Origin of the sequence: Vibrio sp. Isolate25 (assembly GCF_022398025.1) — a bacterium.
GTDB classification, from domain to species: Bacteria; Pseudomonadota; Gammaproteobacteria; order Enterobacterales; family Vibrionaceae; genus Vibrio; species Vibrio coralliilyticus_A.
In genome coordinates, this window is sequence record NZ_JAKEUT010000001.1 from 484,806 (window position 1) to 508,717 (window position 23,912).

At 44.5% G+C, this 23,912-nt stretch carries 19 protein-coding genes; 10 read left to right on the forward strand and 9 right to left on the reverse strand.

The annotated features are described in order from the left end of the window. Nucleotides 1-178: 178 nt before the first annotated feature. Nucleotides 179-1,639 (reverse strand): PhoPQ-activated protein PqaA family protein, encoded by a 1,461-nt coding sequence (locus L1D15_RS02185; RefSeq protein WP_239874526.1) that lies wholly within the window; start codon nucleotides 1,637-1,639, stop codon nucleotides 179-181. 214 nt (nucleotides 1,640-1,853) lie between these two features. Further along, a complete protein-coding gene (locus L1D15_RS02190) occupies nucleotides 1,854-3,218 on the reverse strand; it encodes a PLP-dependent aminotransferase family protein (RefSeq protein ID WP_239874527.1) in 1,365 nt (454 codons plus the stop codon). Between the two features lie 111 nt (nucleotides 3,219-3,329). Here L1D15_RS02190 and L1D15_RS02195 point away from each other — a divergent pair, with 111 nt between their 5' ends. After that, entirely contained in the window at nucleotides 3,330-3,962 is a 633-nt protein-coding gene (locus tag L1D15_RS02195) for an NAD(P)H-dependent oxidoreductase (protein WP_239874528.1), read from the forward strand. A 330-nt stretch (nucleotides 3,963-4,292) separates the two neighbouring features. Continuing rightward, complete coding sequence (locus tag L1D15_RS02200; RefSeq protein ID WP_239874529.1) at nucleotides 4,293-4,745, forward strand: carboxymuconolactone decarboxylase family protein; 453 nt, start codon at nucleotides 4,293-4,295, stop codon at nucleotides 4,743-4,745. Nucleotides 4,746-4,910: 165 nt separating this feature from the next. On the opposite strand, the gene L1D15_RS02205 is transcribed toward L1D15_RS02200, so the two are convergent. Next, nucleotides 4,911-5,642, reverse strand: coding sequence for an SDR family NAD(P)-dependent oxidoreductase (locus tag L1D15_RS02205; RefSeq protein WP_239874530.1), 732 nt, complete (start codon nucleotides 5,640-5,642; stop codon nucleotides 4,911-4,913). A gap of 663 nt (nucleotides 5,643-6,305) precedes the next feature. On the opposite strand from L1D15_RS02205, the gene betI reads away from it, so the two are divergent. Genes betI through choV form a run of 6 tightly spaced genes read left to right on the forward strand, consistent with a single transcriptional unit; the run spans nucleotide 6,306 to nucleotide 13,151 of the window. Further along, nucleotides 6,306-6,902, forward strand: a complete 597-nt coding sequence (gene betI, locus L1D15_RS02210; protein ID WP_239874531.1) for a transcriptional regulator BetI — start codon at nucleotides 6,306-6,308, stop codon at nucleotides 6,900-6,902. A gap of 20 nt (nucleotides 6,903-6,922) precedes the next feature. Next, nucleotides 6,923-8,383, forward strand: a complete 1,461-nt coding sequence (gene betB, locus L1D15_RS02215) for a betaine-aldehyde dehydrogenase (RefSeq protein ID WP_239874532.1) — start codon at nucleotides 6,923-6,925, stop codon at nucleotides 8,381-8,383. Nucleotides 8,384-8,402: 19 nt separating this feature from the next. Continuing rightward, the gene (gene betA / locus L1D15_RS02220; RefSeq protein ID WP_239874533.1) at nucleotides 8,403-10,103 is read left to right on the forward strand and encodes a choline dehydrogenase; all 1,701 of its coding nucleotides are present in this window, start codon (nucleotides 8,403-8,405) and stop codon (nucleotides 10,101-10,103) included. 28 nt (nucleotides 10,104-10,131) lie between these two features. Further along, complete coding sequence (locus L1D15_RS02225) at nucleotides 10,132-11,070, forward strand: choline ABC transporter substrate-binding protein (protein ID WP_239835283.1); 939 nt, start codon at nucleotides 10,132-10,134, stop codon at nucleotides 11,068-11,070. Nucleotides 11,071-11,118: 48 nt separating this feature from the next. Next, complete coding sequence (choW, locus tag L1D15_RS02230) at nucleotides 11,119-11,961, forward strand: choline ABC transporter permease subunit (RefSeq protein ID WP_239835282.1); 843 nt, start codon at nucleotides 11,119-11,121, stop codon at nucleotides 11,959-11,961. Nucleotides 11,962-11,963: 2 nt separating this feature from the next. After that, nucleotides 11,964-13,151, forward strand: a complete 1,188-nt coding sequence (gene choV, locus L1D15_RS02235; protein ID WP_239835281.1) for a choline ABC transporter ATP-binding protein — start codon at nucleotides 11,964-11,966, stop codon at nucleotides 13,149-13,151. 117 nt (nucleotides 13,152-13,268) lie between these two features. Here the strand turns inward: choV and L1D15_RS02240 are convergent, their stop codons facing one another. From L1D15_RS02240 to L1D15_RS02255, 4 genes are all read right to left on the reverse strand, one after another. Continuing rightward, entirely contained in the window at nucleotides 13,269-13,886 is a 618-nt protein-coding gene (locus L1D15_RS02240; RefSeq protein WP_239874534.1) for an alpha/beta fold hydrolase, read from the reverse strand. A gap of 200 nt (nucleotides 13,887-14,086) precedes the next feature. Next, complete coding sequence (locus L1D15_RS02245) at nucleotides 14,087-14,875, reverse strand: PhzF family phenazine biosynthesis protein (RefSeq protein ID WP_239874535.1); 789 nt, start codon at nucleotides 14,873-14,875, stop codon at nucleotides 14,087-14,089. A 206-nt stretch (nucleotides 14,876-15,081) separates the two neighbouring features. After that, nucleotides 15,082-16,221, reverse strand: coding sequence for an FMN-dependent L-lactate dehydrogenase LldD (lldD, locus tag L1D15_RS02250; RefSeq protein WP_239874536.1), 1,140 nt, complete (start codon nucleotides 16,219-16,221; stop codon nucleotides 15,082-15,084). A 141-nt stretch (nucleotides 16,222-16,362) separates the two neighbouring features. Continuing rightward, nucleotides 16,363-18,054, reverse strand: a complete 1,692-nt coding sequence (locus tag L1D15_RS02255) for an L-lactate permease (protein ID WP_239874537.1) — start codon at nucleotides 18,052-18,054, stop codon at nucleotides 16,363-16,365. Nucleotides 18,055-18,221: 167 nt separating this feature from the next. Here L1D15_RS02255 and L1D15_RS02260 point away from each other — a divergent pair, with 167 nt between their 5' ends. Beyond that, nucleotides 18,222-19,121, forward strand: a complete 900-nt coding sequence (locus L1D15_RS02260) for a LysR family transcriptional regulator (protein ID WP_038161629.1) — start codon at nucleotides 18,222-18,224, stop codon at nucleotides 19,119-19,121. Nucleotides 19,122-19,178: 57 nt separating this feature from the next. Here L1D15_RS02260 and L1D15_RS02265 read toward each other — a convergent pair whose 3' ends face one another. Together L1D15_RS02265 and L1D15_RS02270 are read right to left on the reverse strand one after the other, a co-directional pair. Continuing rightward, a complete protein-coding gene (locus tag L1D15_RS02265; protein ID WP_239874538.1) occupies nucleotides 19,179-20,804 on the reverse strand; it encodes an ABC transporter ATP-binding protein in 1,626 nt (541 codons plus the stop codon). Nucleotides 20,805-20,818: 14 nt separating this feature from the next. Beyond that, nucleotides 20,819-21,313, reverse strand: coding sequence for a hypothetical protein (locus L1D15_RS02270; protein WP_239863909.1), 495 nt, complete (start codon nucleotides 21,311-21,313; stop codon nucleotides 20,819-20,821). Nucleotides 21,314-21,528: 215 nt separating this feature from the next. Here L1D15_RS02270 and L1D15_RS02275 point away from each other — a divergent pair, with 215 nt between their 5' ends. Beyond that, nucleotides 21,529-23,889, forward strand: a complete 2,361-nt coding sequence (locus L1D15_RS02275) for an ATP-binding protein (protein ID WP_239874539.1) — start codon at nucleotides 21,529-21,531, stop codon at nucleotides 23,887-23,889. Nucleotides 23,890-23,912: the final 23 nt, after the last annotated feature.

The following is a 23,912-nucleotide window of genomic DNA, read 5'->3' on the forward strand; positions in this document are numbered from 1 at the left end:
GGGCAGCCCCCCACTATGTTGGGAAGCTTTGAATGTCTCAATAACGGTGACACGAAACTGGTGTCCTGAATACGTCATTGATGCGCATAACTTGAGTCCTGATGATTTTAGGCCTGCAAGCCGTTGATCTCAATATGTAGTCGGAAATGTTTTATCATAGGTAAACCGAGATTTTATGTTACTGACTGGGTTGTGGGTAGGTATTAGGCGAGACAAACGCAGGAGAGGTAACGGTTATCTCATGTTTTCCTTCTTTATAGTTGAATTCAATAAACCTAGACGTCCAACCGGCGGTATTTGTCACTTTGGGTAGAGTAAACGTACATTTTTTCTCATCACAGCGGCCTTTTATCGTATTGGCGCTGTACCTAATGTTGGTAGGGAATATGCGAAAATCACGCCCATTGGGGTTGTATGCAGACCAAAGTGTCGCTTGCTTTTCTGGAACAAAATCTGTCGTGATTACGATATGTTTTTTGTCGTATCTCCATGTCACTGAGGGATAAGAGTGATTATCAAGGAACATAGCGTAGTACTCATTAAGAGCCGTGCTGATGATTTTGGAATCAATCGAATGTGATTGATTGGGTAATATTCGAACCATGTTTTCACCTGGCAGTTTATCAATGTATTGAAGCAGAGAGTCTGGAGTAAAAAAGTCATCTGATGAGGCATTGATAATATATTTTGGAATAGAAAGTCGATCTGCGTATTCAGGTAAATTTGAGTAAGCAAGGGGGTCCTCAATACGCATCAATTTAGTGAAGTTTGGCGTATCAATTCTATCGACTACGCCTTGAGATACGTAATCATGAAACGCAATTGGCCAGTCCCCAATGCTGTCATGAATGTGGCGAATGTTATCGTCGGTATTTAAAATATCAGCGGCAATTGGAACCAGCCCGCTGACGCGAGTGTCAACCAGTGACGTTAACCATGCTACCCACCCTCGTTTGCTTGCTCCTGCTAATACGAAGTGTTCAGGTTTCGTAAAACCTTGATTCCTTGATGCTTCTTGCACAGCGTTCATTGCTTGAACAACCGACTTAACCATGGGTAAGTGTGCAGACCAATAGGCATTGTTTGCTGGATCATCCATATAACGATTCCAGCTATAAGCCACAATGCTATCTTCCTTTCTCGGTATTCCATCGTTAAAAAACAAATACTGGTTCGGCACATCATGTAGATCCACAACTATCGAAGCGTTGTTCAAGGCAATCTCTTGTAAAGCTAAGGACTCTGGCTGAGGGTTCCCGTGAGCGTCTTGAGGAACATTAGTGCCGCCATTGATATACAGTAAAGCCTGATGGTGCTTAATGGTGTGAGGGACATAAATGATAAGAGTATGTTCCCATTCTTTACCAATGTTCTCTAAAGGCGTATTTGGCCAGTATTGGCTAATTAGCTTGAAGTGATGGATATCGATAGAATCTTTTGCTTCCGACTTGATTAGCTCAATGCTAGCCATGTTCTGTGATGGCTCTGAAAGAAAGCATTGCAATACATTTTCTGGTTTGTCGTTGAGCGAATGTGGGGCACATATGTCCTGCGCTGTTGCGGGGAGGACGACAATACTGAGTAGTGTACAGATGAAGTGATGAGCACTTAAAGTGCTCAATCTTTGAATCTTGAACATGCATGTATTCCTATAAGTTGCGACACAATGGGTAGTTCACGGCAGAGAGTCGACTAGATAGTAAAAGGAACTCTTGCATTATAACTATCAGATAAATCTTATATTTTTCGTCCTAAGGTTTAAGTCTTGGCCTTCTGTCGTGCCCCGAATGAAGAGATACGTGAGCAGATTTGACACAGCAGATTGTGCTCAAGAGTGAATTATGATTGTTGGCTTATAGGAATTGACCTAACCTGCCAATTAAACCGTGGCACTCTTCAGCTGTTCGAATGTTGGTAAAACCAAGAATTAAGCTTGGGTGCGTTGGCTTTGAAGAGCACTGTGACAGCGCTTGAGCAAATAACCCGGCTTTCATCATCTGGCGAGAGAGCGCTAGATCATCACACTTAGGGTCCTTTAACCTTGCTATCATATGCATTCCCCCCGGTTGGGGCTCAATAGATAGCTTGTGGCCTAGGATTTTGGTGAACAGCTCAGATGTTAATTCTCGCCGTTCGCGATATAGCTTTCTCATCCGTTGAATATGGCGAGGAAAGTGACCTTCTTGCATGAAGGTAAGAATACAGTTTTGTGTAAAAGTGGGGACGTTTCCAGCGAATAACTCTGCACATTGTTCAAATTGAGAGACCTGACTTGGTGGAACTACTATGTATGCCACTCTCAAGCTTGGGAAGAGAACTTTACTGAAAGTACCCGAATAAATCACTCTGTCATGAGTATCTAAACTTTTTAAAGCGGGTAGGGGCTGCCCTGTATGGCGGTACTCTCCGTCATAGTCATCCTCTATAATCCAGCTTTGATTGCTCACCGCCCAGTTTAATAGCATCTGTCGTCTTTGTAGTGAAAGTGATACACAGGTTGGGCTTTGATGCGCTGGTGTGACAATGAGTGCTTTCACTTTACTGTTGTCTGGAAGAGCTAGTCCTTCCTCGTCAACAGGAATCGGTTCAGGGTGAAATCCACTGCTTGCCAGTACCTGACGAGTTAGCGGGTAACCGGGGTCTTCAATGCCAATATAAGAGTGTGTTTTGAGCAGTACGTTAGTGATCCAGCGAATTGAATTGACATAACCTGATGTAATAAAAACCTGTGCCGGGTGGCACTGAACACCTCGGTATAACTGCAGATATTGGCTTATTGCGCCTCTTAAATCCGGCAGCCCGCAGGTTGGAGGATAGGCAAGGCTGCTTTTGTGTGTGTTCCTCGCACATCGCGCCGAAATTCTTGACCAAGTGTTGATAGGAAAGGCATCTAAAGCGGGAATGCCTAGGTGAAACGGCAAAATATCAGAGTGATCGTTCTCTAAATTGAGCGGAGAAGATGGAGCTGATGGATTCCCTTTAGCTGGGGTCAATAGTTGATGACTGACGACAGTGCCAGACTGCCCTTTCGCCTCGAGGTAACCTTCCGCTTTAAGTAATGCATAGCCTTCTTCGACTGTCCCTCGTGAAACTCCCATTTCTTTCGCAAGTGCGCGAGCCGAAGGTACTTTCTCACCCGGTTTTAGTATCTGTTGTAAAATCGCGTCGAGAATACGCCGATACACACGCTTATATGCAAATTGTTTTGGGTTTTTCATTATTATATGGACCATAAAAAAAGATAACTTATGGTTCTTAAACTGAACCATTGCCTCTTATAACATACTAAGTAAAGCAGCAGCAATTACCCTGTTTTTTGGGAGAAATATATGAATATCCTGCTAGTTAACAGTAGTCCTAGAAAGCTTCAAGCATGTACGTATCAATTGGCGCAACTTATTATTCAGCAGATGTCTGAGAAGGTAGACGTTGAAGTGGTTGAAGTCGATACAGCAACCTTGCCTCATCTTGATGCTGATTATGCTAAGGCACTGAGTACGCCTGACCTCATGTACGATGAATCAAGCGGTAGTTTATCATTGTCGAATCAATTAATTGCCCAGCTAAATAAAGCTGATCTCATTATTATTGCATCACCAATGCACAACTTTACTTTACCTTCCAGTCTTAAATGCTGGGTGGACCATGTGGTGAGGGCTGGAAGGACATTTGAGATTACAGACAGTGGAAAGCGTGGTTTGCTAATCGATAAACCTATTTATGTTCTTGTGTTTGCGGGCGGAAGGTTTTCTGGGAAAAACGCTTATCAGCCAGATTTCTTTACTCCGTACCTGACAGAAATTATGGCTACAATAGGGTTAAAAGATATTAAGTTCTTCACCATTGAAGGGACTGCTACAAATCGCGAAACCGTACAAGAACAAATTGATTCGCTGCAAAAACAATTAAAAGACCATTTAGAAAGGACTGAGATATCAAGAGAGATGTTTGTCGCGACTTAATGGTAGTCGCTGACTAAGACATTGATACTTTCTTGTAGTATCGTCGTATATCTTTGAGTCATGTTTTTTTAAGAGTCGTCTGATTATTGTAAGTGAGACATATCGATAAATTAGCTCTGCATTCTGGGTCTTTCCTGTAACCCTTAATGTGATTAACTAAGGTTAGTTTGAGCCTCATTCATTGTTTTGTGTGAGGCTTTTTTTTATTGTTTCTCTTCAAAGATTATTGATGGTTGGTTGTCATTTATTAACTCGATGCCATGTAGGGTGTGAACCTAAAACACACAACGGCAATGTACTCAGTTTTGATTTTAGAGGAAATATAAGAGTATGAAATCACGTATGAATTATTACACCACAGCTCCGGAAGCGATGAAAATTCTGATTGGACAAGAAGAGTATTTGCGTGAGCAATTTAAAACATCTGAAACTCTTACGGTTCATTTATGGGAGTTGGTTAAGCTTAGAGTGTCTCAGATGAATCAATGTGCGTACTGTGTGAATTTGCACAGTAAAGATGCGCTTGAGCAAGGAGAAAGTGTGGAACGATTGATCGGCCTTAGTGCATGGCGTGAAATGCCTTTTTACGATCAGGTCGAATCGATAGCACTTGATATGGCAGAAGTTCTGACCCTAGGGCAATCATTGGAAGACGACAAATACAGCCAAGCAGTGGAAGTTTTGGGTGATAAAGCGGTAGTCGATTTAGTTGTAGCGATCAACGCCATTAATAGCTGGAACCGGATAGCGAAAACGTTCAAACCGCAAATAGCAAAGAAATAAACAAGATAGGCTGAATGCAATGAATAGACGCGGATGAATCCGCGTCTTTCACTTTTTGAGCCCGAAATCTACATCTTGGACGGACTAAATAGCAGGGCTGAAAAGTGAACTTTGTGTGAGTACCCTGACGAGCTTATTAATTGATTGAAAGCTCATGGTCGACGGCTATTCACGATAGGTTGTCAGTGAGTTTTCCAAGTCAATAATTGTGCATCGAATAGAAAGCATTTGCATTGCCGCGCCCGGAGAGAGCTTTCTGATAAAGCTAACGGCTTGATGTAGATCCTCGGGTGATATTTTTAAATCGTTTTTGATACGTCCATCATTGGTCATATCAGTGTCCACGACGCTTGGACACAGACAACAGACCTTGATACAAAATGGTAGGCACTCATCATATAGGGAGCGGCTGTAACTCACTATGGCGGCTTTAGTCGCGGAGTAAATAGCAATTTTAGATACTGGTTCTAAACCTGCAATAGAACCAAGGTTATACACCTCACCAAATCCTTGAACCTTCATCTTTTCAACCACCATATTACAGATCAAAATATTAGAGATAATGTTGGTATTTATGAGTTCAGTGAGATCATTTAATGAAACTTGAGTATTTCCTGGTTTCAATATTCCAGCACAATTGACCATCACATCAATTTTTTCGTAGCGAGATAATAGTGACTTTATGGATTGCTGAAGGTCCGATGGATTACGAAAATCAACCGAGACAGTTTCAATCTCACAGTGAGGATACCGTGACAGAATGTCGCTTTTCGCTTTACTTAGATTATCTGGATTGTTCGCGACAAGAATAAGAGAGAAATGTTGCTTTGCGAAGTATTCCGCTATGCTTTTCCCAATGCCTCTACTTCCTCCAGTTATAAGTGCATATTGATGCATCCTTTCTCCAGTCATTACTTGAGTATCTAGGCCAAAGGATACAAGTTCGAGATGTGTTTTTTCTTAGGAATTATCTGACTTTTCAATGAACTTAGGCAATCGAGCGTTCATATTTTCCTTCTCATTAAAGTTGGAGTTGATTGAACGGCTCTCTTATGTACCAGAATGGTTGTTGATGAGAAGCGTATGTAGCCAGTAAGAGCAACCTCATGCTTCCCGATTTCCTTAGGTACATCGCCTTGTTATGAAAAGGGATAATGAGATTTTTGTTCTCGCTCATTAATTGAGCGTTTTGATTTTTATAGATCTAATGAATTTACTTGATTAGAACTCTAATGAAAGATTTTCCTCAAATACATCGATATCGAGTTAAGTGTCTAAGCTTGTGAGGGTGTAAATTCATTTCTGTATTTTGCTTTATTTGTTAAATTTACATTAAGTTATTGATTTAAATTGTTTTTATTTTGTGTTTTTGTTTCCATTTACCTGGCGATAACAACGAAAATAACTTCGACTTGGGGGAATAGACTGAAGAAATTATCATCACTATTTCTGTGAAAGCTAAGTGGTATTTGTTGGATAATTAAAAAAATAGTTTGAGTGCTAACTAATTTTCTGGCATTTTATATTTAATTGAACGTTCAATTAAAAAAGGAAAGAGTCATGCCTAAGGTAGGGATGCCAGAAGTCAGAAGGCCTCAGCTCGTTCAAGCCACAATGGCGGTGATTGATAGAGTTGGGTTGCACGCAGCGAGTATTTCGTTGATCAGTAAGGAAGCGGGAGTCTCGACTGGAATCATCAATCACTACTTTGGCGGCAAACAAGGTTTGCTGGAAGAAACAATGCGAGAAGTGCTTCGGCAGCTTTCGCTTACCGTGACGGAGCGCCTTAAGAAACTGCCTACCAGCGCACATCAGCAACGTATTAACGCCATTATTGATGGAAACTTTGTTGGTTATCAGGCTGAGAACAAAGTGGCCAAAACTTGGCTCGCGTTTTGGGCTTACTCAGTACATGAACCTCAGCTCAAGCGCTTACAGCGTGTCAATGAGAAGCGCCTTTTATCGCACCTTCGGATAGAGTTGAAAGCGCTATTTGACAAAGAGCAAGCGGAAATTATCGCGCATGGCATCGCAGCATTGATTGATGGCATCTGGCTGCGAGGCACGATGAACCCTCATGGCATTGATGCTGATAAAGCCCGGTTAATCATCAATGATTACCTGGATAAGCAGCTCACTTTTTATTCACAAAAATAACGAAAAGTCAGAACTATCAAATGGATATGAAATCACTATACATCGATGGTAACGCCTGTAAGGCGACATCGGGTGAACACTTTACTACTTACAACCCCGCTAATGGAGAACCATTGGCTGAAATTGGGCAAGCTAGCCAACAGGATCTTGATCGGGCCATCGAGTCGGCAAAGCGAGGCTTCAGAGTTTGGTCTTCGATGTCACCCATTGAGCGTAGCCGCATACTGCTTAAAGCAGTGGCTATATTACGCGAGCGAAATGATGAATTAGCCGCTCTAGAAGTAGCAGACACTGGCAAACCTATTCAGGAAGCGATTGAAGTCGATATCACAACGGGCGCAGATGTGATCGAATATTACGCAGGTCTTGCTCCTAGCATGCAAGGTGAGCAGCAACCTTTGAGCGAGAGCCAGTTTTTCTATACGCGCCGTGAACCTTTGGGGATTTGTGCCGGCATCGGTGCTTGGAACTATCCCATTCAGATTGCGATGTGGAAATCAGCTCCTGCACTTGCTGCAGGTAACGCTATGATCTTCAAACCTTCAGAAGAAACACCACTGACTGCTTTAAAGTTGGCGGAGATATTCACTGAAGCAGGGCTACCCGATGGTGTATTTAACGTTGTTCAAGGCGATCACCGTGTAGGACAAATGCTTACGGCACACCCCGACATTGCAAAAGTATCATTCACGGGTGAATCAGGTACTGGCAAACTGGTTATGGCGGACAGCGCTAAAACGCTGAAGCAGGTCACCATGGAGTTAGGTGGCAAGTCACCAATGATTATTTTTGACGATGCCAAGTTAGACCATGCGGTATCAGCGGCAATGGTAGCGAACTTCTATACCCAAGGCGAAGTGTGTACACATGGTACACGAGTCTACGTTCATGAAGATATTTATGATGCTTTTGTTAGCCAATTAAAACAAAGAACAGAAAAACTGGTGGTGGGTGATCCAATGGATATGGACACTCAAATCGGTGCGCTGATCTCCAAAGAGCACCTAGGTAAAGTTTTGAATGCCATCGAAGAAGCAAAGCACAGTGGTGCCACTCTTCTAACTGGCGGTGAACAGTTAACGCATAACGGTCTTGAAAAAGGCAATTTTGTTGTGCCGACTGTTTTTATTGATTGCTCTGATGATATGCCACACGTCCAGAACGAAATCTTTGGGCCAGTGATGTCTGTACTCAAGTTCTCAGATGAACAAAATGTTATCGAACGAGCCAATGATACAACCTACGGCTTAGCTGCTGGCGTGTTTACACAAGACCTTTCCCGTGCCCATCGAGTGATTCACCAACTACAAGCGGGAATTTGCTGGGTAAACACATGGGGTGACTCACCTGCTGAAATGCCTGTGGGCGGCTATAAGCACTCAGGTATTGGCCGCGAAAACGGTCCTGAAACGCTTCGTCACTACACCCAGACAAAGAGTGTCCTAATCGAGCTGGGCGATTACGTCAGCCCTTACGCTTAAGCAGCAACGGAGAAAAAAAATGGAGCAAAGCTACGATTATATCATCGTTGGCGCGGGTTCGGCTGGCTGTGTTCTGGCGGATCGGCTTTCTGAAAGTGGTGAACATCAGGTGCTTCTATTAGAAGCCGGTGGCACAGATAAGAGTATTTTTATTCAAATGCCGACCGCACTTTCTTATCCGATGAACACCGAAAAGTATGCTTGGCAATTTGAGACGGTTGCTGAAGATGGCCTAGATGGACGTAAGCTACATTGCCCTCGCGGCAAAGTGCTTGGCGGAAGCTCTTCAATCAATGGCATGGTTTATGTTCGAGGACATGCTTGTGATTTCGATGAGTGGGAAGAGAACGGAGCCAAAGGCTGGAATTATCAATCCTGCTTGCCGTACTTCCGTCGCGCAGAGTCTTGGAAAGGCGGAGAGGATAAATACCGTGGAGGTGAAGGGCCAGTCGGTACCTGTAACGGTAATGACATGACGCTTAACCCATTGTATCAAGCTTTTATTCAAGCTGGCAAAGAAGCGGGTTACCCGGAAACTGCCGATTACAACGGTTATCAGCAGGAAGGTTTTGGCGCGATGCATATGACAGTGGATAAAGGTGTACGAGCATCCACTTCTTATGCCTACTTAAGGCGCGCTCTAAAACGCAAGAATTTGACGCTGCTTAAAGGTGTAGTTGTTCATAAAGTTTTGTTGGAAAACAAAAAAGCCATAGGTGTCGAGTTTGAGCGTTCGGGTAAAGTAACGAAAACCTTTGCGAAAAAAGAAGTCATTTCTAGCGCAGGATCCATTGGCTCAGTGCAATTACTTCAATTGTCTGGAATTGGACCAAAGGCCGTACTCGAGCAAGCGGGAGTAGATGTAAAGCACAACCTACCGGGAGTCGGTGAGAACCTGCAAGATCATCTTGAAGTTTACTTCCAATATCATTGCCAGCAACCCATCACTTTGAACAGCAAGCTCGGCTTGGTGAGTAAAGGTATGATTGGGGCGGAGTGGATCCTGACACGCAAAGGTTTAGGGGCGACTAATCACTTCGAATCTTGTGCGTTCATTCGCTCACGCAAAGGGCTTAAATGGCCCAATATTCAATACCACTTTTTGCCTGCAGCAATGCGTTATGACGGGAAAGCTGCATTTGATGGACATGGCTTCCAAGTCCATGTCGGCCCAAATAAACCAGAAAGTCGTGGCCGGGTGGCAATCAAGTCTGCAGACCCGCAAGACAAACCCATGATTGAGTTTAACTACATTTCGACAGAGCAAGATCGACAAGACTGGCGAGATTGTATTCGCCTGACGCGTGAGATCCTCTCTCAACCAGCCATGGATATGTACCGTGGGAGTGAAATTCAACCGGGAGAGAGTGTCACCACTGACGCTGCCATTGATGAATGGGTTAAACAAAATGTGGAGAGCGCATATCACCCATCTTGTAGCTGTAAAATGGGTTCAGATGAAGACCCGATGGCAGTGTTGGATGAATATTGCCGAGTACGCGGTGTTGAAGGGCTGAGGGTGGTGGACTCATCGATCTTTCCTACCATCCCTAACGGTAACCTGAATGCCCCCACCATCATGGTTGCGGAGCGAGCCGCAGATTTGATTTTAGGGAAGCCTTTGCTCAAAGAGGCTAAGTTACCGGTCTGGATTGCGCCAGATTGGCAAGAAAAACAGAGAACCGAGACACCAAAAAGAGACGTATCTTCTGTCTCGTAAAGTCAGTAAATATTACAAGGAAAACATTATGTCTATGATGACAAAAACATTATCAACGGTCGCGCTGAGCGTGATGACAACGACGGCTTATGCTAATCAGTGTGAAACCGTTCGATTTGCAGATGTGGGCTGGACTGATATTACCGCTACAACGGCAGTAACCAGCGAATTACTCAAGGGGCTAGGTTATAAAACGAAAACCGACTTGCTCTCTGTTCCGGTCACCTATTCTTCTATGGCGAACGGTGATATCGATATCTTCCTTGGCAACTGGATGCCAACCATGGAGGGAGATATCGCTAAGTATCGTGAAGCTGGAACGGTTGAAACTGTACGAGCAAACCTTGAGGGCGCAAAATACACGCTAGCTGTACCCAAATATGTTTATGATGCGGGTGTGAAAAGCTTTGCAGACTTAGCTAAAAATGCCGACAAATTCAGAGAGCGTATTTACGGTATCGAGCCGGGTAATGATGGCAACCGTTTGATTCAGTCGATGATAGACAGTGATGCATTTGGCCTAAAAGGTTTCAACTTGGTCGAATCGAGTGAAGCGGGCATGGTCTCTCAAGTCTCCCGAGCGGTCCGTCGTAATCAGTGGATTGTTTATCTTGGTTGGGCGCCGCACCCAATGAACAATAACGTGGATATGGAATACCTTGACGGCGGTGATGACTTCTTTGGACCGAACTACGGCGGCGCCAACGTTTATACCAACGTACGATCTAACTACCTAAATGAGTGCCAAAATGTTGGCCAGCTCCTGAAGAACCTGAAGTTTAGCCTAGAGATGGAAAACGCTTTGATGGAAGAGATTCTGAATCAAAATGTTAAGCCTTCAAAAGCAGCATTGCAGTGGCTGAAAGACAATCCAGAACAAGTGAAAACTTGGCTTGATGGAGTCAAAACGCTTTCAGGTAGTGATGCAGCAGAAGCGGTATCAAACTACGTTAAATCTAACGCATAACGTTATCTGGCGGGCAATCTTGCCCGCCAAGCAATCTAAGGTTTTATTGTGAATTTTATTACCAACAACAAAATCCCTTTCGGTGAATGGATGGAAACGGGTGTCGACTGGCTAACCATGAATGCAGCGGGCTTTTTTGACTCCATCTCATATTTTCTCGAAACTATTATCCTTTTTGTTGTCGACATCTTTAAATGGATGCCACCAGCACTACCGATTTTACTTACCGCTGCTATCGCTTGGTATTTACATCGTAGCATTCCATTGGTTTTGTTTATTATTGGTGCATTGCTAACCATTCTTAACCTCGGCTACTGGCAAGAAATGCTGGAAACCTTTGTCCTGGTGTTTGCTGCGACAACGATTTCCGTATTAATTGGCGTTCCATTAGGGGTAATGGCAGCGCATCGCGCTTGGCTGTATACCTTACTGCGTCCTATTTTGGACTTGATGCAAACTGTCCCCACTTTCGTTTATTTGATTCCAACCCTGGTTCTGTTTGGTTTGGGGATTGTTCCTGGGTTAATTTCGACCATTATTTTTGCTATCGCAGCTCCGATTCGTCTTACGTATCTTGGGATCATTAAGGTTCCAGAGGAGCTGATTGAAGCGGGTCAGGCATTTGGCGCGAGTAAGATGAAATTACTCTATAAAGTCGAGCTACCAGCGGCGTTGCCAAGCATTATGGCCGGTGTCACTCAGTGCATTATGTTGTCACTTTCAATGGTGGTAATTGCTGCACTAGTCGGCGCTGATGGCCTAGGTAAACCAGTGGTTCGGGCACTAAACACTGTGAATATCTCTCAGGGCTTTGAAGCCGGACTGGCCATTGTGCTGGTTGCGATCATTCTTGACCGCCTTTGTAAATCACCTAATCAGAAGGAAGTGTAATCATGGATGCGATTAAGATTCAGAACCTTGATGTTGTATTTGGTGATCAGCCGCAGAAGGCTTTGTCGCTGCTGGATGAAGGAAAAGTACGTCAGGAAATTATCGATCAAACAGGGCAAGTCGTGGGCGTTGATAACGTCACTATGAGTGTCAAAGAAGGCGAGATTTGCGTGTTAATGGGCTTATCTGGTTCAGGTAAATCAAGCCTACTTAGGGCGGTGAATGGTTTGAACTCTATCAGCCGTGGTTCATTGCAAATCAAGGATGGCGATAATCAGGTCGAGCTCTCTTCTTGTAATGAAGAAACGTTAAGACACCTTCGCACTCATAGAGTATCCATGGTATTTCAAAAGTTTGCTTTAATGCCATGGCTGACTGTGCTCGATAACGTTGCATTTGGTCTTGAAATGCAAGGAATGCCGAAAGCTGAACGAAGAGCAAAAGCACGTGAGCAGCTGGAAATGGTCGAGCTGTCAGACTGGGAGCAAAAATATCCGCATGAGTTATCTGGCGGGATGCAGCAGCGTGTAGGGCTGGCCAGAGCGTTTGCAATGAATACTGATATCCTGTTGATGGATGAGCCCTTTTCGGCGCTTGATCCTCTGATTCGTGCTCAATTGCAGGATGAGTTGATCCAGCTTCAGAAAAAGCTTAATAAAACCATATTGTTCGTCAGTCACGACTTGGATGAAGCACTTAAAATTGGTAATAACATTGCCATCATGGAGTCTGGTAAGCTGATTCAACATGGTAAGCCAGAGCAGATCGTACTCTCACCAGAAAACGATTACGTGAAAGACTTTGTATCGCATACGAATCCGCTTAACGTGTTAAAGGGCCGCTCACTAATGCAACCGGCGAGCGAACTAGAACAAGAAAACGCAAGATGGCAAATTTGCCCAACCCAAAAAGTGTGGGTCGAAGGGCGTGATAATCAGTTGCATCTTGATAGTGGCATCAATCTAAAGCTGGTGGATTGGCGAGATGATTCGATTGAGTTGAATGATATAAATAAAGAGTCCGTCGTGATTGCAAACCCAGACATAAGCATGAGAGAAGCGATTAAACTCAAGCAGAGAAGTGGCCAGCCCATTTTATTGGTTGAAAATGGTGAGCTGATTGGCGTTTTGGATGACAGCGACTTTTACGCTGGTTTGCTGGGAAAGCATACTAAACCTCAAGCTGCTTAAGTAGGCGTTAAAGTTTTGTTATGAAGCCGCAGCACTTTATGCGAGACATAAGTGCTGCTTTTTTTGATAAGAGTCTACGTGGTTTCTCTGGTTGCTTTACGCCATGCTGAGATCGCGTTAGCGATAAAAGTGGTTAGTACGAATGAAATGGTCAATTTGTTTTGGGACGAAGGCGGTATAAATCATACTGGTATGTGCACTTCTCATCTCTATATGATCGGTCATGCCTTCAATTTTTGTCTCATCAACCGTAACCGTACCATCTGATAGGGTTTGATTTCCCATCATCAAGAGTGCTCTCGCTCCGACAGCTAAAGTGCCAGCAATGCTGCCAAGCTTCTGGGGAAAGCCCCAAACGTCATCATGCTCCTGTAAACCAAACTCTGCTGCATTGCCGAGCATCGCACCCATACCAAGATCTTGGATACGGCTAACAATCGAGGCGCCTTTTAAAGGCGAGCCGACAGTCACAACATGCGAGATTTTCTGCTTAGATGGTTGTCTGGATGAGAGATAGTGCTTGATGATCAACCCTCCAAGGCTATGGCCAACTAGTACGTTACTTTGTTGTGGTGACAACGCTTGGTCTATGGCTCGGAACACTTTGTGCTCATCAATGGCAACACTGTTATAGCTAATAGTTTGAGTATCGTAGCCGTAAGAGCGTAACTTTTGGCTGAGTGGTTGCATTGCCAGCCCATGCATGTACAGCCCATGGAGAATGATTATTTTCATCGGACTTCTCATTACAAAATCTTAGCCTTATTCTGCCAATGCTGGGGTGGTTTAACCAGCAGTGGAAGCAAGATTTGATAATCCGTCGGCAGTATTTGTATTGCTCAACTGAACAAAAGCAATTGGCGGGGACAAGAAACCAGAGCAAGACAGTTGTTGTTCAATAGGTAGAAGCAAAAAACGGATGACACCCTAGCTACTTATACATAGATTTTGCTGCGTGAATATAGAACCGCATCACCCGAAACAATCACCTTGTCCTCTTCCACGTGACAATATAGAGTTCCACCACGTTTAGACGCTTGATAGGCTTTGAGGTTGGACTTACCTAGTTGTTTCGACCAATAAGGAGCCAGTCCAGCATGAATAGAACCCGTGACGGGATCTTCACAGTCACCGACATCGGGCCAAAAGTAGCGAGAGACAAAATCATACTGTTGGCTTTTGGCTGAAATCACTAAGTCATAAGGTGCCAACTTTTCTAAATATTCACGACGAACCTGAACCTCAATGATATCTTGCTCATTCTCATAGAAAGCGAAATAGGCCTGTGGGCTTTTTAGTACTTGGCTTGGTTGAATGGAAAGTGCTTCCATTACTTCCGGCGGTACTTCAGATTCGATTGGCTTTCGATTTGGGAATGTCATTAATATTCGCCCAGACAGGTCTTTTTCAACTTCTAATGAGCCTACATGTCTTGTTTCAAACTCGATCTTTCCATTCAGAGCGAAAAATTGGTAAAGCACATACGAGGTGGCGAGTGTCGCGTGGCCACAAAAGTCGACCTCTGCGACGGGAGAAAACCAGCGAATCTCATATCGGTTAGCGCCTGTGGGTTTAACAAAAGCGGTTTCAGAAAGATTATTTTCTGCTGCAATGTTTTGCATTATTTCATCGCTGAGCCAATCAGCTAAAGGAACTACTGCCGCGGAATTCCCTTTAAAGCGTTGAGTTGTAAATGCATCGCAGGTGAACATCTCCAGTTCCACACTTCTCTCCAATTCTTTTTGTGTATTTATTGTTGAGAATATATTCTCATAAGTAATTATTTGTAATGCTTTACACACCGTGAGTGGGAGTGTCTTCGCAAAGGATAATACTTTTGTTACATGTTGTTAATAAGAACTGGGATGGGTGTAAGAATTAGGAAGGGGAAGTTAGGCAGCACAGCATGCTGAATGTACTGCCCAAGTTGTTATTTGAAGCTAACTAGAGACTCCCTAGTCAGTTCTTGAGTGTTTTTCGCGCCAGTAAGTGTCATGGCAACGCGCATTTCTTTTTCGTACAGGTCGAGAAGGTTTTCCACGCCTGCCTGTCCCTGTGCTGCAAGTGCATAGATGTAAGAACGGCCTAGCATGGCACAATCTGCACCCAAGGCGAGCATTCGGACTACATCAAGACCAGTGCGAATACCAGAATCAACAAAGATCTTCAGATCACCTTTTACGGCATCAGCAATACTTGGTAATGCTTTAGCAGATGACATAACTCCATCTAACTGGCGACCGCCATGGTTGGAAACGACAATGCCATCAGCGCCAAATTTAACGGCATCTTTTGCGTCCTGCTCATCTAGAATTCCTTTGATGACCATGGGGCCATCCCAGAAGTCACGAATCCACTCTAGGTCTTTCCACGAGATGGAAGGATCAAAGTTTTCACCTAACCAGCCAATGTAGTCTTCGAGCTTCGTTGGCTCACCGCGGTAGGTTGAAATGTTGCCTAGATCGTGCGGTTTACCAAACAGGCCGACATCAAATGCCCAAGAAGGATGACGCATCGCTTGAAAGACCCGGCGCATTGCGGCATTTGGTCCGCTCATACCAGAATGCATGTCACGATAGCGAGCCCCGGGGACTGGCATATCAACCGTAAAGACGAGCGTTGTGACTCCGGCTGCTTTCGCGCGTTCAAGTACGTTTTTCATGAACCCGCGGTCTTTCAAAACGTAGAGCTGAAACCACATGGGTCTTGCGAGCTCGGGTGTGACTTCTTCAATAGGGCAGACGGACACTGTCGACATCGTAAATGGGATGCCTTTGTTTTCCGCAGCAATAGCGGCCTGTACTTCACCGCGTCTCGCGTACATGCCAGTTAGACCAACTGGAGACAGAGCAATAGGTAGAGCGAATTTTTCACCAAAGATTTCGGTTTCCAGATTCAGATCAGACATGTTTTTGAGAACACGTTGTTTTAGAGCAATATCCGCGAGATCTTCGGTATTGCGCCTTAACGTGTGCTCTCCATAAGAGCCACCATCAATATAGTGGAATAAGAACGGCGGAAGTTTAGATTTAGCCGCTTTGCGGTAGTCTGTTGAAGCTGAGATGATCATAAATTCAGTCCTACATTTACATATTGGGGGCCTAGATAAGGCTGGAACGACATCTTTATTAGATTAAAAAGGCGTTAATACCCGCAATTATTCGACACTAGTGTCCAGTCTTGTCAGGGGCAGATATTAACGCGAAAAGGTTTACTTCATTAGCGCATCGGTAATTTGGATACCATAAATGGCTACCAAGCCAATAACGCCGGTCACTACAAGATAGTAGAATGTTGGGATAATGGTCTTGCGCAGCGTCGCACCTTCACGACCCAGAAGGCCTACGGTTGCTGAAGCCGCTACAACGTTATGAATCGCAATCATGTTACCCGCTGCCGCACCGACGGCTTGAAGAGCGACGACGACTGCGCTTGAAATAGACAACGTCTGAGCAACTTCAAACTGGAACTGGCTAAACATCATGTTAGAGACGGTGTTTGAGCCTGCGATGAATGCACCCAAAGCGCCAACTGTGGCACTGAGTGCTGGGAAGGCTTCACCCACCAAACCCGCAGCGAAGTTTGCGGTAGTAACAGGCATACTTGCTAAATCAGCACCGTTGATCCCAGAGTTGATAAAGATACGTACCATTGGGATGGTGAACACAAGTACAAAGCCCGCACCAATCAGTGTCTTACTCGATTCACCAAACGCTTTCGTCAATGGGGTAGCACTGCGTGCTTGAAGAAGTACTGCAATCAAAGCGACAAACACTAAGATGCCACCAGGCAGATATAAAGGTTGGATAGCAGTACTGATACCAGCTTCACCAAGAATGTTGCCAAACGACAAACTCACGCTACGCAGCATGGCTTTGAACTCAGGGCTGACGCGACTTGCTACTAGGACGACAGCAAGAAGCACGTATGGCAGCCAAGCCATAACCATGCTCATTGGCTTGTCTTTAGAATCCGCCAGATCAATCTTAAGAGAGCCTAACCATTCTGCAGGCCATTTCTTTTCGTCTTCAAAATCCCACGTTGATTTAGGGACAAGGAAACCACGCTTAGCAGCAGAAACCACGATCGCTAAGCTAACCAGACCACCGATAAGTGATGGGAATTCTGCGCCCAAGAACACACCTGTTAACGCGTACGGAATAGTAAAAGCAAGGCCTGCAAAAATGGCAAATGGAACAATGTCTAGGCCTTCTGTCCAGCTTCTGTTCTTGCCAAAGAAGCGTGTTAGCATCATCGCCATCAGCACAGGAATGAGAGTACCCACAGAAGCGTGGATCAGCGCAACGCTGGACGTTATCTGCTGAAGGTATGCGTCCCAGTTTGAACCGTTAGCCACAAGCGCTTCAGTAATGTTATGTGTATCTAGGCCTTTGTTCACGCCGACAATGATCGGGGTTCCTACGGCACCGAAAGACACGGGTGTAGACTGAATCATCATGCCCATTAAAACGGCGGCAAGAGCAGGGAAACCAATCGCGACCAGAAGCGGAGCAGCAATGGCAGCTGGGGTACCAAAACCAGAGGCGCCTTCAATGAATGAGCCAAAACACCAAGCGATGATGATCGCCTGAACTCGACGGTCTGGCGAGATATTGGTAAATCCATTGCGGATGGTTGATATCGCACCAGTATGCTTCAGCGTGTTGAGCAGGAAAATGGCGCCGAAAACAATCCATAGAACAGAGACAGTGATGCCTAATCCTTGGAAAATAGAGGCAAGAACTCGGGTAGTAGACATATCCCAGAAGAATAGGGCAATAACAACCGTCAATCCGAAAGCGACAGGCATTGCGCGTTTAGCTGGCCAGTTGAGACCGACTAATAATATAGCCGCAACAACTATCGGCGAAAAGGCCACTAAGGCCAGTAAAGTTTCACTCATTGGTACATCCTCGTACAGGCTTTTACTTTTACAAATCAGGATTCTCTAGAATCTCTTAGATTTTATAATTGTGATATTTGTGTTAATTCGAGGTGAATTTACCCCTTTATTTTTTATTGATATAGGGAAATAATGAAAATAATTAATTCCAAAAATGACATAATGGTATGCGTGCGGACGATATAATCTTGTTTTCTCAGGTTGTAGAACTGGGTAGTTTTAGTAAGGTTGCAGAGATAAATAACCTTACAAATTCGGTAGTTAGCAAAAGAATTGCTCGATTAGAAGAAGAAATTGGCGTTCAACTATTATATCGAACTACGCGTAAATTGACGTTAACTGAGGCTGGCAAGGCGCTGACCCACGGCGCGAAAAATGTGAAGCAAGCCGCTCAGGAAGCAATGGATGCGGTATCCGGGTTCGGTGAGAATATCAGCGGCCATATCAAAATGTCGGTTCCTTCGATCTCTGGTGACCTAATTTTGGCTGATGCAGTGGCGGAGTTTTGCAACTTACATCCAGGCTTAACGGTTGACATGTCCCTCGATAATCGCTTTGTCGACTTAGTAGAGGGCGGTTATGACTTAGTGATTCGCACGGGGTATCTTGAAGATTCAAGCCTGATTGCTCGTCATATTCTTGATTCTCAATGGGTGGTTTGTGCATCACCTTCTTACATCGCACGCAACGGAAAACCGATTAAACCTGAAGACCTTGTCACCCACAACTGCCTGCAGTACGCCTATCAAACCACAGGTGCCTCAGAGTGGGAGTTTAAGTCAAAATCGGGGAACTATATTGTGAAGGTCTCTGGTTCTTTCTCGACCGACAATGCGACGGCATTAAGGAAAGCAGCGTTGGGTGGGCACGGGATTGCGTATGTACCGCGATGCTTGGTTTACCACGATATTCGTAATGGTCAGCTGGTGGATCTGTTTCCTGAATTGGTCGGCAAGCGGTTAGGGATTTACGCGGTGTACCCGTTTACTCGTCAGCCACCCAATAAGGTTAAGCTGCTGATTGAGCACATTCGGGCGCGCTATCTGGCCATTTCACACTATTTCTAAATAGAAAAGCCGATGCATCCTTGCATCGGCTTGTGTTGGCGGCCAAACCAATGTTAATTACGCGGCTACAACCTCTTCTTCGTCGAGATCAAACGACGCTTCAATGAGTTTCTTTGTATAGTCATTTTTCGGTGAGTGGAATATTTCATCCGCCGTGCCTTCTTCCATTACTTCGCCTTTCTGCATCACCAATACGCGGTCAGAAAGTGCTTTCACTACACTCAGATCGTGGCTGATAAATAGGAAGCCGATGTTGTGCTTTTTCTGAATATCTTTAAGCAGGTCGATAACGGTCAGCTGTACTGAGCGATCCAGTGCAGAAGTCGGCTCATCCAGCAGAATAAAAGAAGGTTCTAGGATCAAAGCCCGTGCAATTGCGATACGTTGACGTTGACCACCAGAGAACTCATGTGGGTAACGGTTGATTGAATGAGGATCAAGTCTTACCTCTTCTAGCGCCTTACGAGCACGCTTCATACGCTCAGAGCGACCCATCTGAGGCTGATGTACTGTTAGACCTTCGGTAATGATATCACCGACAGTCATACGTGGGGATAGAGAACCATAAGGATCTTGAAAAACCATCTGAATGTCTTTTTTAAGCCCAAAGCGCTCTTTCTCACTCAGTGCCTTCACATCCTGACCTTTAAATTCAATGCCTCCCGTACAGGGCAGTAGCCCGATAAGTGCACGTCCTAGTGTCGATTTTCCTGAGCCAGACTCGCCGACAATACCTAAGGTCTCACCTTGCTTAAGCTCAAGAGAAATACCTTTAACCGCTTCAAAGTACTGGTTTTTCCTTTGAATGAAATGGGACTTTATCAGGAATTTAACGCGAATATCTTCTGCTTTTAGCAGAGGTGCAGCACTCTCTTCTATAGGGGCTTTACTTCCCTTAGGTATCGAGTTGATGAGCATTCTTGTGTAATCATGCTGAGGATCGTTAAACAGTGCCTGACATTGCCCCTCTTCAACCACATCTCCTTTACACATGACGATGACACGATCCGCTAGGTGCTTTACAACACCAAGATCGTGAGTAATAAAGAGAATCGCCATGCCCATTTTTTCTTGGATCTCTTTAATTAGGTTAAGCACTTCTGCCTGTACAGTAACGTCGAGTGCAGTGGTTGGCTCGTCAGCAATAAGAATGTCTGGTTCGTTGATCAATGCCATCGCAATCATGATGCGCTGTAGCTGACCGCCTGAGAACTCATGAGGATACTTTGTGTAAGCTTGATCTGGGTTTGGGAGGTGAACAAGGTTAAACAACTCTAATACTTTCTGTTTTGCTTGAGAACGAGAAACAGGGCGGTGGCACATGATGGCTTCCGCCACCTGAATACCTACGCGCATAAATGGATTAAGTGAAGTCATGGGCTCTTGGAAAATCATTCCAATGCGGTCACCACGAATAGACTGCATTCCCTTCTCAGCTTTATCAACGAGTTGTTCACCTTCGAAAATGATGCTTGATTGAGCGTGAACAATGGCATTATTTGGTAGTAATTGCATCAAAGCGTTGGTTGAAACGGATTTTCCGCTTCCCGATTCACCTACGATGGCGAGCGTTTCTCCTGGAAACAGCTCAAAATTAACATCCTTTACCGCGTCAACAATTCCGTCATTAGTAGTAAAGCTGACAGAGAGGTTTTTTACCTCAAGAATTGGCTTCTGTGACATTTGCATTCCTTGTATTAATTTATTGAGTGAGAGCTTTCCATTGCACTGCCATAGCTCTTTAATGTCGCAAAGTGGTGGTGGGCTTTCTGAACTTGCTCAAACTCCAACATCCACTGTGCATTACGCTGAGCACTACAAAATGCGCCCATATGGCGTAAAAGATCCTCACAGTTTTTATCTAGAATCTGGTGGGTGGCTTGAACCAATTCAGTAGGCTCAATCGACAGAAACTGAAGCAAAGCATAACTTTGGTTGAGCAAATCGAAGGCATTATGATACTGGCCCATTTTATTTAGGATCTCAGACTGAGAGATGGCTGCATCACGTAAGCCGGTCAACAAACAACTGAATTGGCATGGTTTGATTTGGTCATCACTGAGCGCACTTTGAATGTGCGTAGGTAAATGATGCAGAACCTGATCGTACAAGTAGTGTGCTTCTGGCCAATGACCTTGTTCTAATAACTGCTCAGCTTTGAGGTAATGTGTCCAGCACTGTTGTAGATCCATGTTCAAATACTCCACCAAAATCGTAACAATGCACATTTAAATGCAATTTATTATCTATTGCAAATGGTTATCATTTAAAAAGGTGTTTGACGTCATAATTGATGGATATTTAATCAGTTGAACTCTAATAGTACCTAAGTCACTAAAATATATAAAAAACTGGCCTACACTAGGTCGTTATAGAGTGGATGAAAAATAACAATAAGGAAAGAAAGATGGCAATTCAACGGCTTGAATCGAGCCAGCTGTACCATGCTGCGGAGCTGGAAATGCTACCGAGTAAGTCTACAAAAGAGCTGGCACCCATTGACGAAATCGTCGGTCAAGAACGCGCCCAGAAGGCGGTAGAATTCGCAATGTCCATTAAGGAAAAGGGCTACAACATCTACGCCATTGGCCAGAACGGCCTTGGTAAGCGAACCATGATTTTACGTTACCTTAATCGCCACCAGCATGACGCAAAAGCACTCTATGATTGGTGTTATGTGGCAAATTTTGATGATATTAGAACGCCAAAAGTACTTGCACTGCCTTGTGGTATTGGTAGCCAGTTAAAGCAAGACATTGAAAAGTTAATGTCAAAACTGGTGAATGCTATCCCATTAGCGTTTGATAATGAGCTGTATTACAGCCGTGCTGACAAACTCAAAAATCAGTTGGCCCAAAAGCAGGAAGCTGAACTGGCCGTGATCACCAAAGAAGCGAAAGCGAAAGGCATTAGTCTGACCATCACTAACCAAGGTGATTATCAGTTTGTGGCCATGAATGGCGAAGAGATGCACACCGAAGAATCTTTTGAAGAGCTGACAAAGAAAGAGCAAGAGTATTTTGGCTCAACCATTGACGAGCTTGAAATCAAGCTAAGAGATATGGTTCGTCAGTTGACCGAGTGGGAAGAAGCATACAGTGAAAAAATCAAGAAGTTGAATGATGAGGTGACTTTAGAAGTCATCACACACTTTATCAAGCAATTGAAAAAGGATTATTCTGGTTACGCGGAAATTAAAGCGTATTTGACGGAACTCCAGAAAGACATTGTTGAAAACGCAGATATTTTTCTTGAACAAAGTGGAGAGCAAGGTGAAGTTGCCACGGCATCATTGGATAAGAAACTCCCTCGTCGCTACAAGGTTAATGTCCTTGTAAGCCGTAAAGGTGACGAATTCCCAATCGTTGTTGAAGAGAACCCCAACTACCACAGCTTGTTTGGTTACATTGAAACGGCAACGTTTAAAGGAACTGTATTTACAGATTTCTCTTTAATACGCCCTGGTAGCCTGCACAAAGCGAATGGCGGCGTGTTACTCATGGATGCTCAAAAGGTATTAGAGCAACCCTATGTCTGGGATGGGATCAAGCGAGCATTGAGAGCACGCAAGCTGAGCTTTACCTCGCTAGAAAAAGAAGTGACACTCACTGGCGCGGTTTCCTTGGATCCGGAGCCGATTCCATTGGACGTGAAAATTATCTTATTTGGTGACTATCGCACATACCAATTACTGCAACATTATGACCCAGAATTCAGCGAGCTATTCCGTGTGACGGCAGATTTCGAAGACGAAATGAGTCGTAGCCCAGAGTCTGAGCTTCATTATGCTCGCTTTATCTCCAGTGTCGTTAATGATAACAACATGCTGCACTGTGATAAAAAAGCCATAGCTCGAATTATAGAGCACAGCTCTCGGTTATCCGGTGATCAAACTAAATTGTCACTTCACTCTGCTAACATCGCGAATCTTATTCGTGAGTCCAACTACGTAGCGCGTCAGGCTAACTCAAACATGATTCGCGCAAGCCATGTTGAAGAGGCTCTGGCTAACCAAGAACTGAGAGTTAGCCGACTCAAAGATAGTGTGATGGAAGGCTTCATTAACGGTACCACCTTACTTCAGACTGCAGGCCAAGCTGTAGGGCAAGTTAACGCGCTTTCAGTGTTAAGTACCAGTGAGTATATGTTTGGTGCACCAAACCGGATTACCGCGACCACTTGCTATGGTGATGGTGAAGTCATTGATATTGAGCGAAGTGTAGATTTAGGCGGTAGCATTCACTCCAAAGGTGTCATGATCCTGACCGCCTATCTTTCATCGGTATTCGGTAAAACCGCAAAAGTCCCTCTCAAGACGACCATTACTTTTGAACAATCATACGGTGGAGTGGATGGCGACAGTGCCAGCATGGCAGAGTTCTGCGCTGTGGTATCGGCATTTTCTAAGCAGGCAAATCGACAAGACATCGCCATTACTGGCTCGATGAACCAGTTTGGGGAAGCTCAGCCTATTGGTGGGGTTAATGAGAAAATTGAAGGCTTCTTTGACGTGTGTAGCATTAAAGGACGAAGTGAGACACAAGGCGTCATCATACCAAGAGCCAACATGCACAATCTGATGTTACGTTCAGATGTTGTTAAGGCGGTAGAGCGAGGGGAGTTTCAGATCTGGGCTATTGATCATGTTACAGAAGCGATAGAACTGTTCATGGGCAAGCCTGCAGGCGAAGCCAGTGATGAGGGAAGTTACCCGATAGATACGGTTTTTGGCATAGCACAAGCCAAACTGAATGCATTAAGGAAATAAAAAAGTAAGGGCTTTCATATGAA

Bases quoted from the DNA above. Each gene is read 5' to 3' on its own strand.
- L1D15_RS02260 (WP_038161629.1), top strand. From the start codon at position 18,222: ATGCGTGCGGACGATATAATCTTGTTTTCTCAGGTTGTAGAACTGGGT.
- L1D15_RS02185 (WP_239874526.1), bottom strand. From the start codon at position 1,639: ATGTTCAAGATTCAAAGATTGAGCACTTTAAGTGCTCATCACTTCATC.
- L1D15_RS02195 (WP_239874528.1), top strand. From the start codon at position 3,330: ATGAATATCCTGCTAGTTAACAGTAGTCCTAGAAAGCTTCAAGCATGT.
- L1D15_RS02270 (WP_239863909.1), bottom strand. From the start codon at position 21,313: ATGGATCTACAACAGTGCTGGACACATTACCTCAAAGCTGAGCAGTTA.
- L1D15_RS02190 (WP_239874527.1), bottom strand. From the start codon at position 3,218: ATGAAAAACCCAAAACAATTTGCATATAAGCGTGTGTATCGGCGTATT.
- betB (WP_239874532.1), top strand. From the start codon at position 6,923: ATGGATATGAAATCACTATACATCGATGGTAACGCCTGTAAGGCGACA.
- L1D15_RS02205 (WP_239874530.1), bottom strand. From the start codon at position 5,642: ATGCATCAATATGCACTTATAACTGGAGGAAGTAGAGGCATTGGGAAA.
- L1D15_RS02265 (WP_239874538.1), bottom strand. From the start codon at position 20,804: ATGTCACAGAAGCCAATTCTTGAGGTAAAAAACCTCTCTGTCAGCTTT.
- betI (WP_239874531.1), top strand. From the start codon at position 6,306: ATGCCTAAGGTAGGGATGCCAGAAGTCAGAAGGCCTCAGCTCGTTCAA.
- L1D15_RS02225 (WP_239835283.1), top strand. From the start codon at position 10,132: ATGTCTATGATGACAAAAACATTATCAACGGTCGCGCTGAGCGTGATG.
- L1D15_RS02275 (WP_239874539.1), top strand. From the start codon at position 21,529: ATGGCAATTCAACGGCTTGAATCGAGCCAGCTGTACCATGCTGCGGAG.
- L1D15_RS02255 (WP_239874537.1), bottom strand. From the start codon at position 18,054: ATGAGTGAAACTTTACTGGCCTTAGTGGCCTTTTCGCCGATAGTTGTT.
- L1D15_RS02200 (WP_239874529.1), top strand. From the start codon at position 4,293: ATGAAATCACGTATGAATTATTACACCACAGCTCCGGAAGCGATGAAA.
- betA (WP_239874533.1), top strand. From the start codon at position 8,403: ATGGAGCAAAGCTACGATTATATCATCGTTGGCGCGGGTTCGGCTGGC.
- lldD (WP_239874536.1), bottom strand. From the start codon at position 16,221: ATGATCATCTCAGCTTCAACAGACTACCGCAAAGCGGCTAAATCTAAA.
- choV (WP_239835281.1), top strand. From the start codon at position 11,964: ATGGATGCGATTAAGATTCAGAACCTTGATGTTGTATTTGGTGATCAG.
- L1D15_RS02240 (WP_239874534.1), bottom strand. From the start codon at position 13,886: ATGAAAATAATCATTCTCCATGGGCTGTACATGCATGGGCTGGCAATG.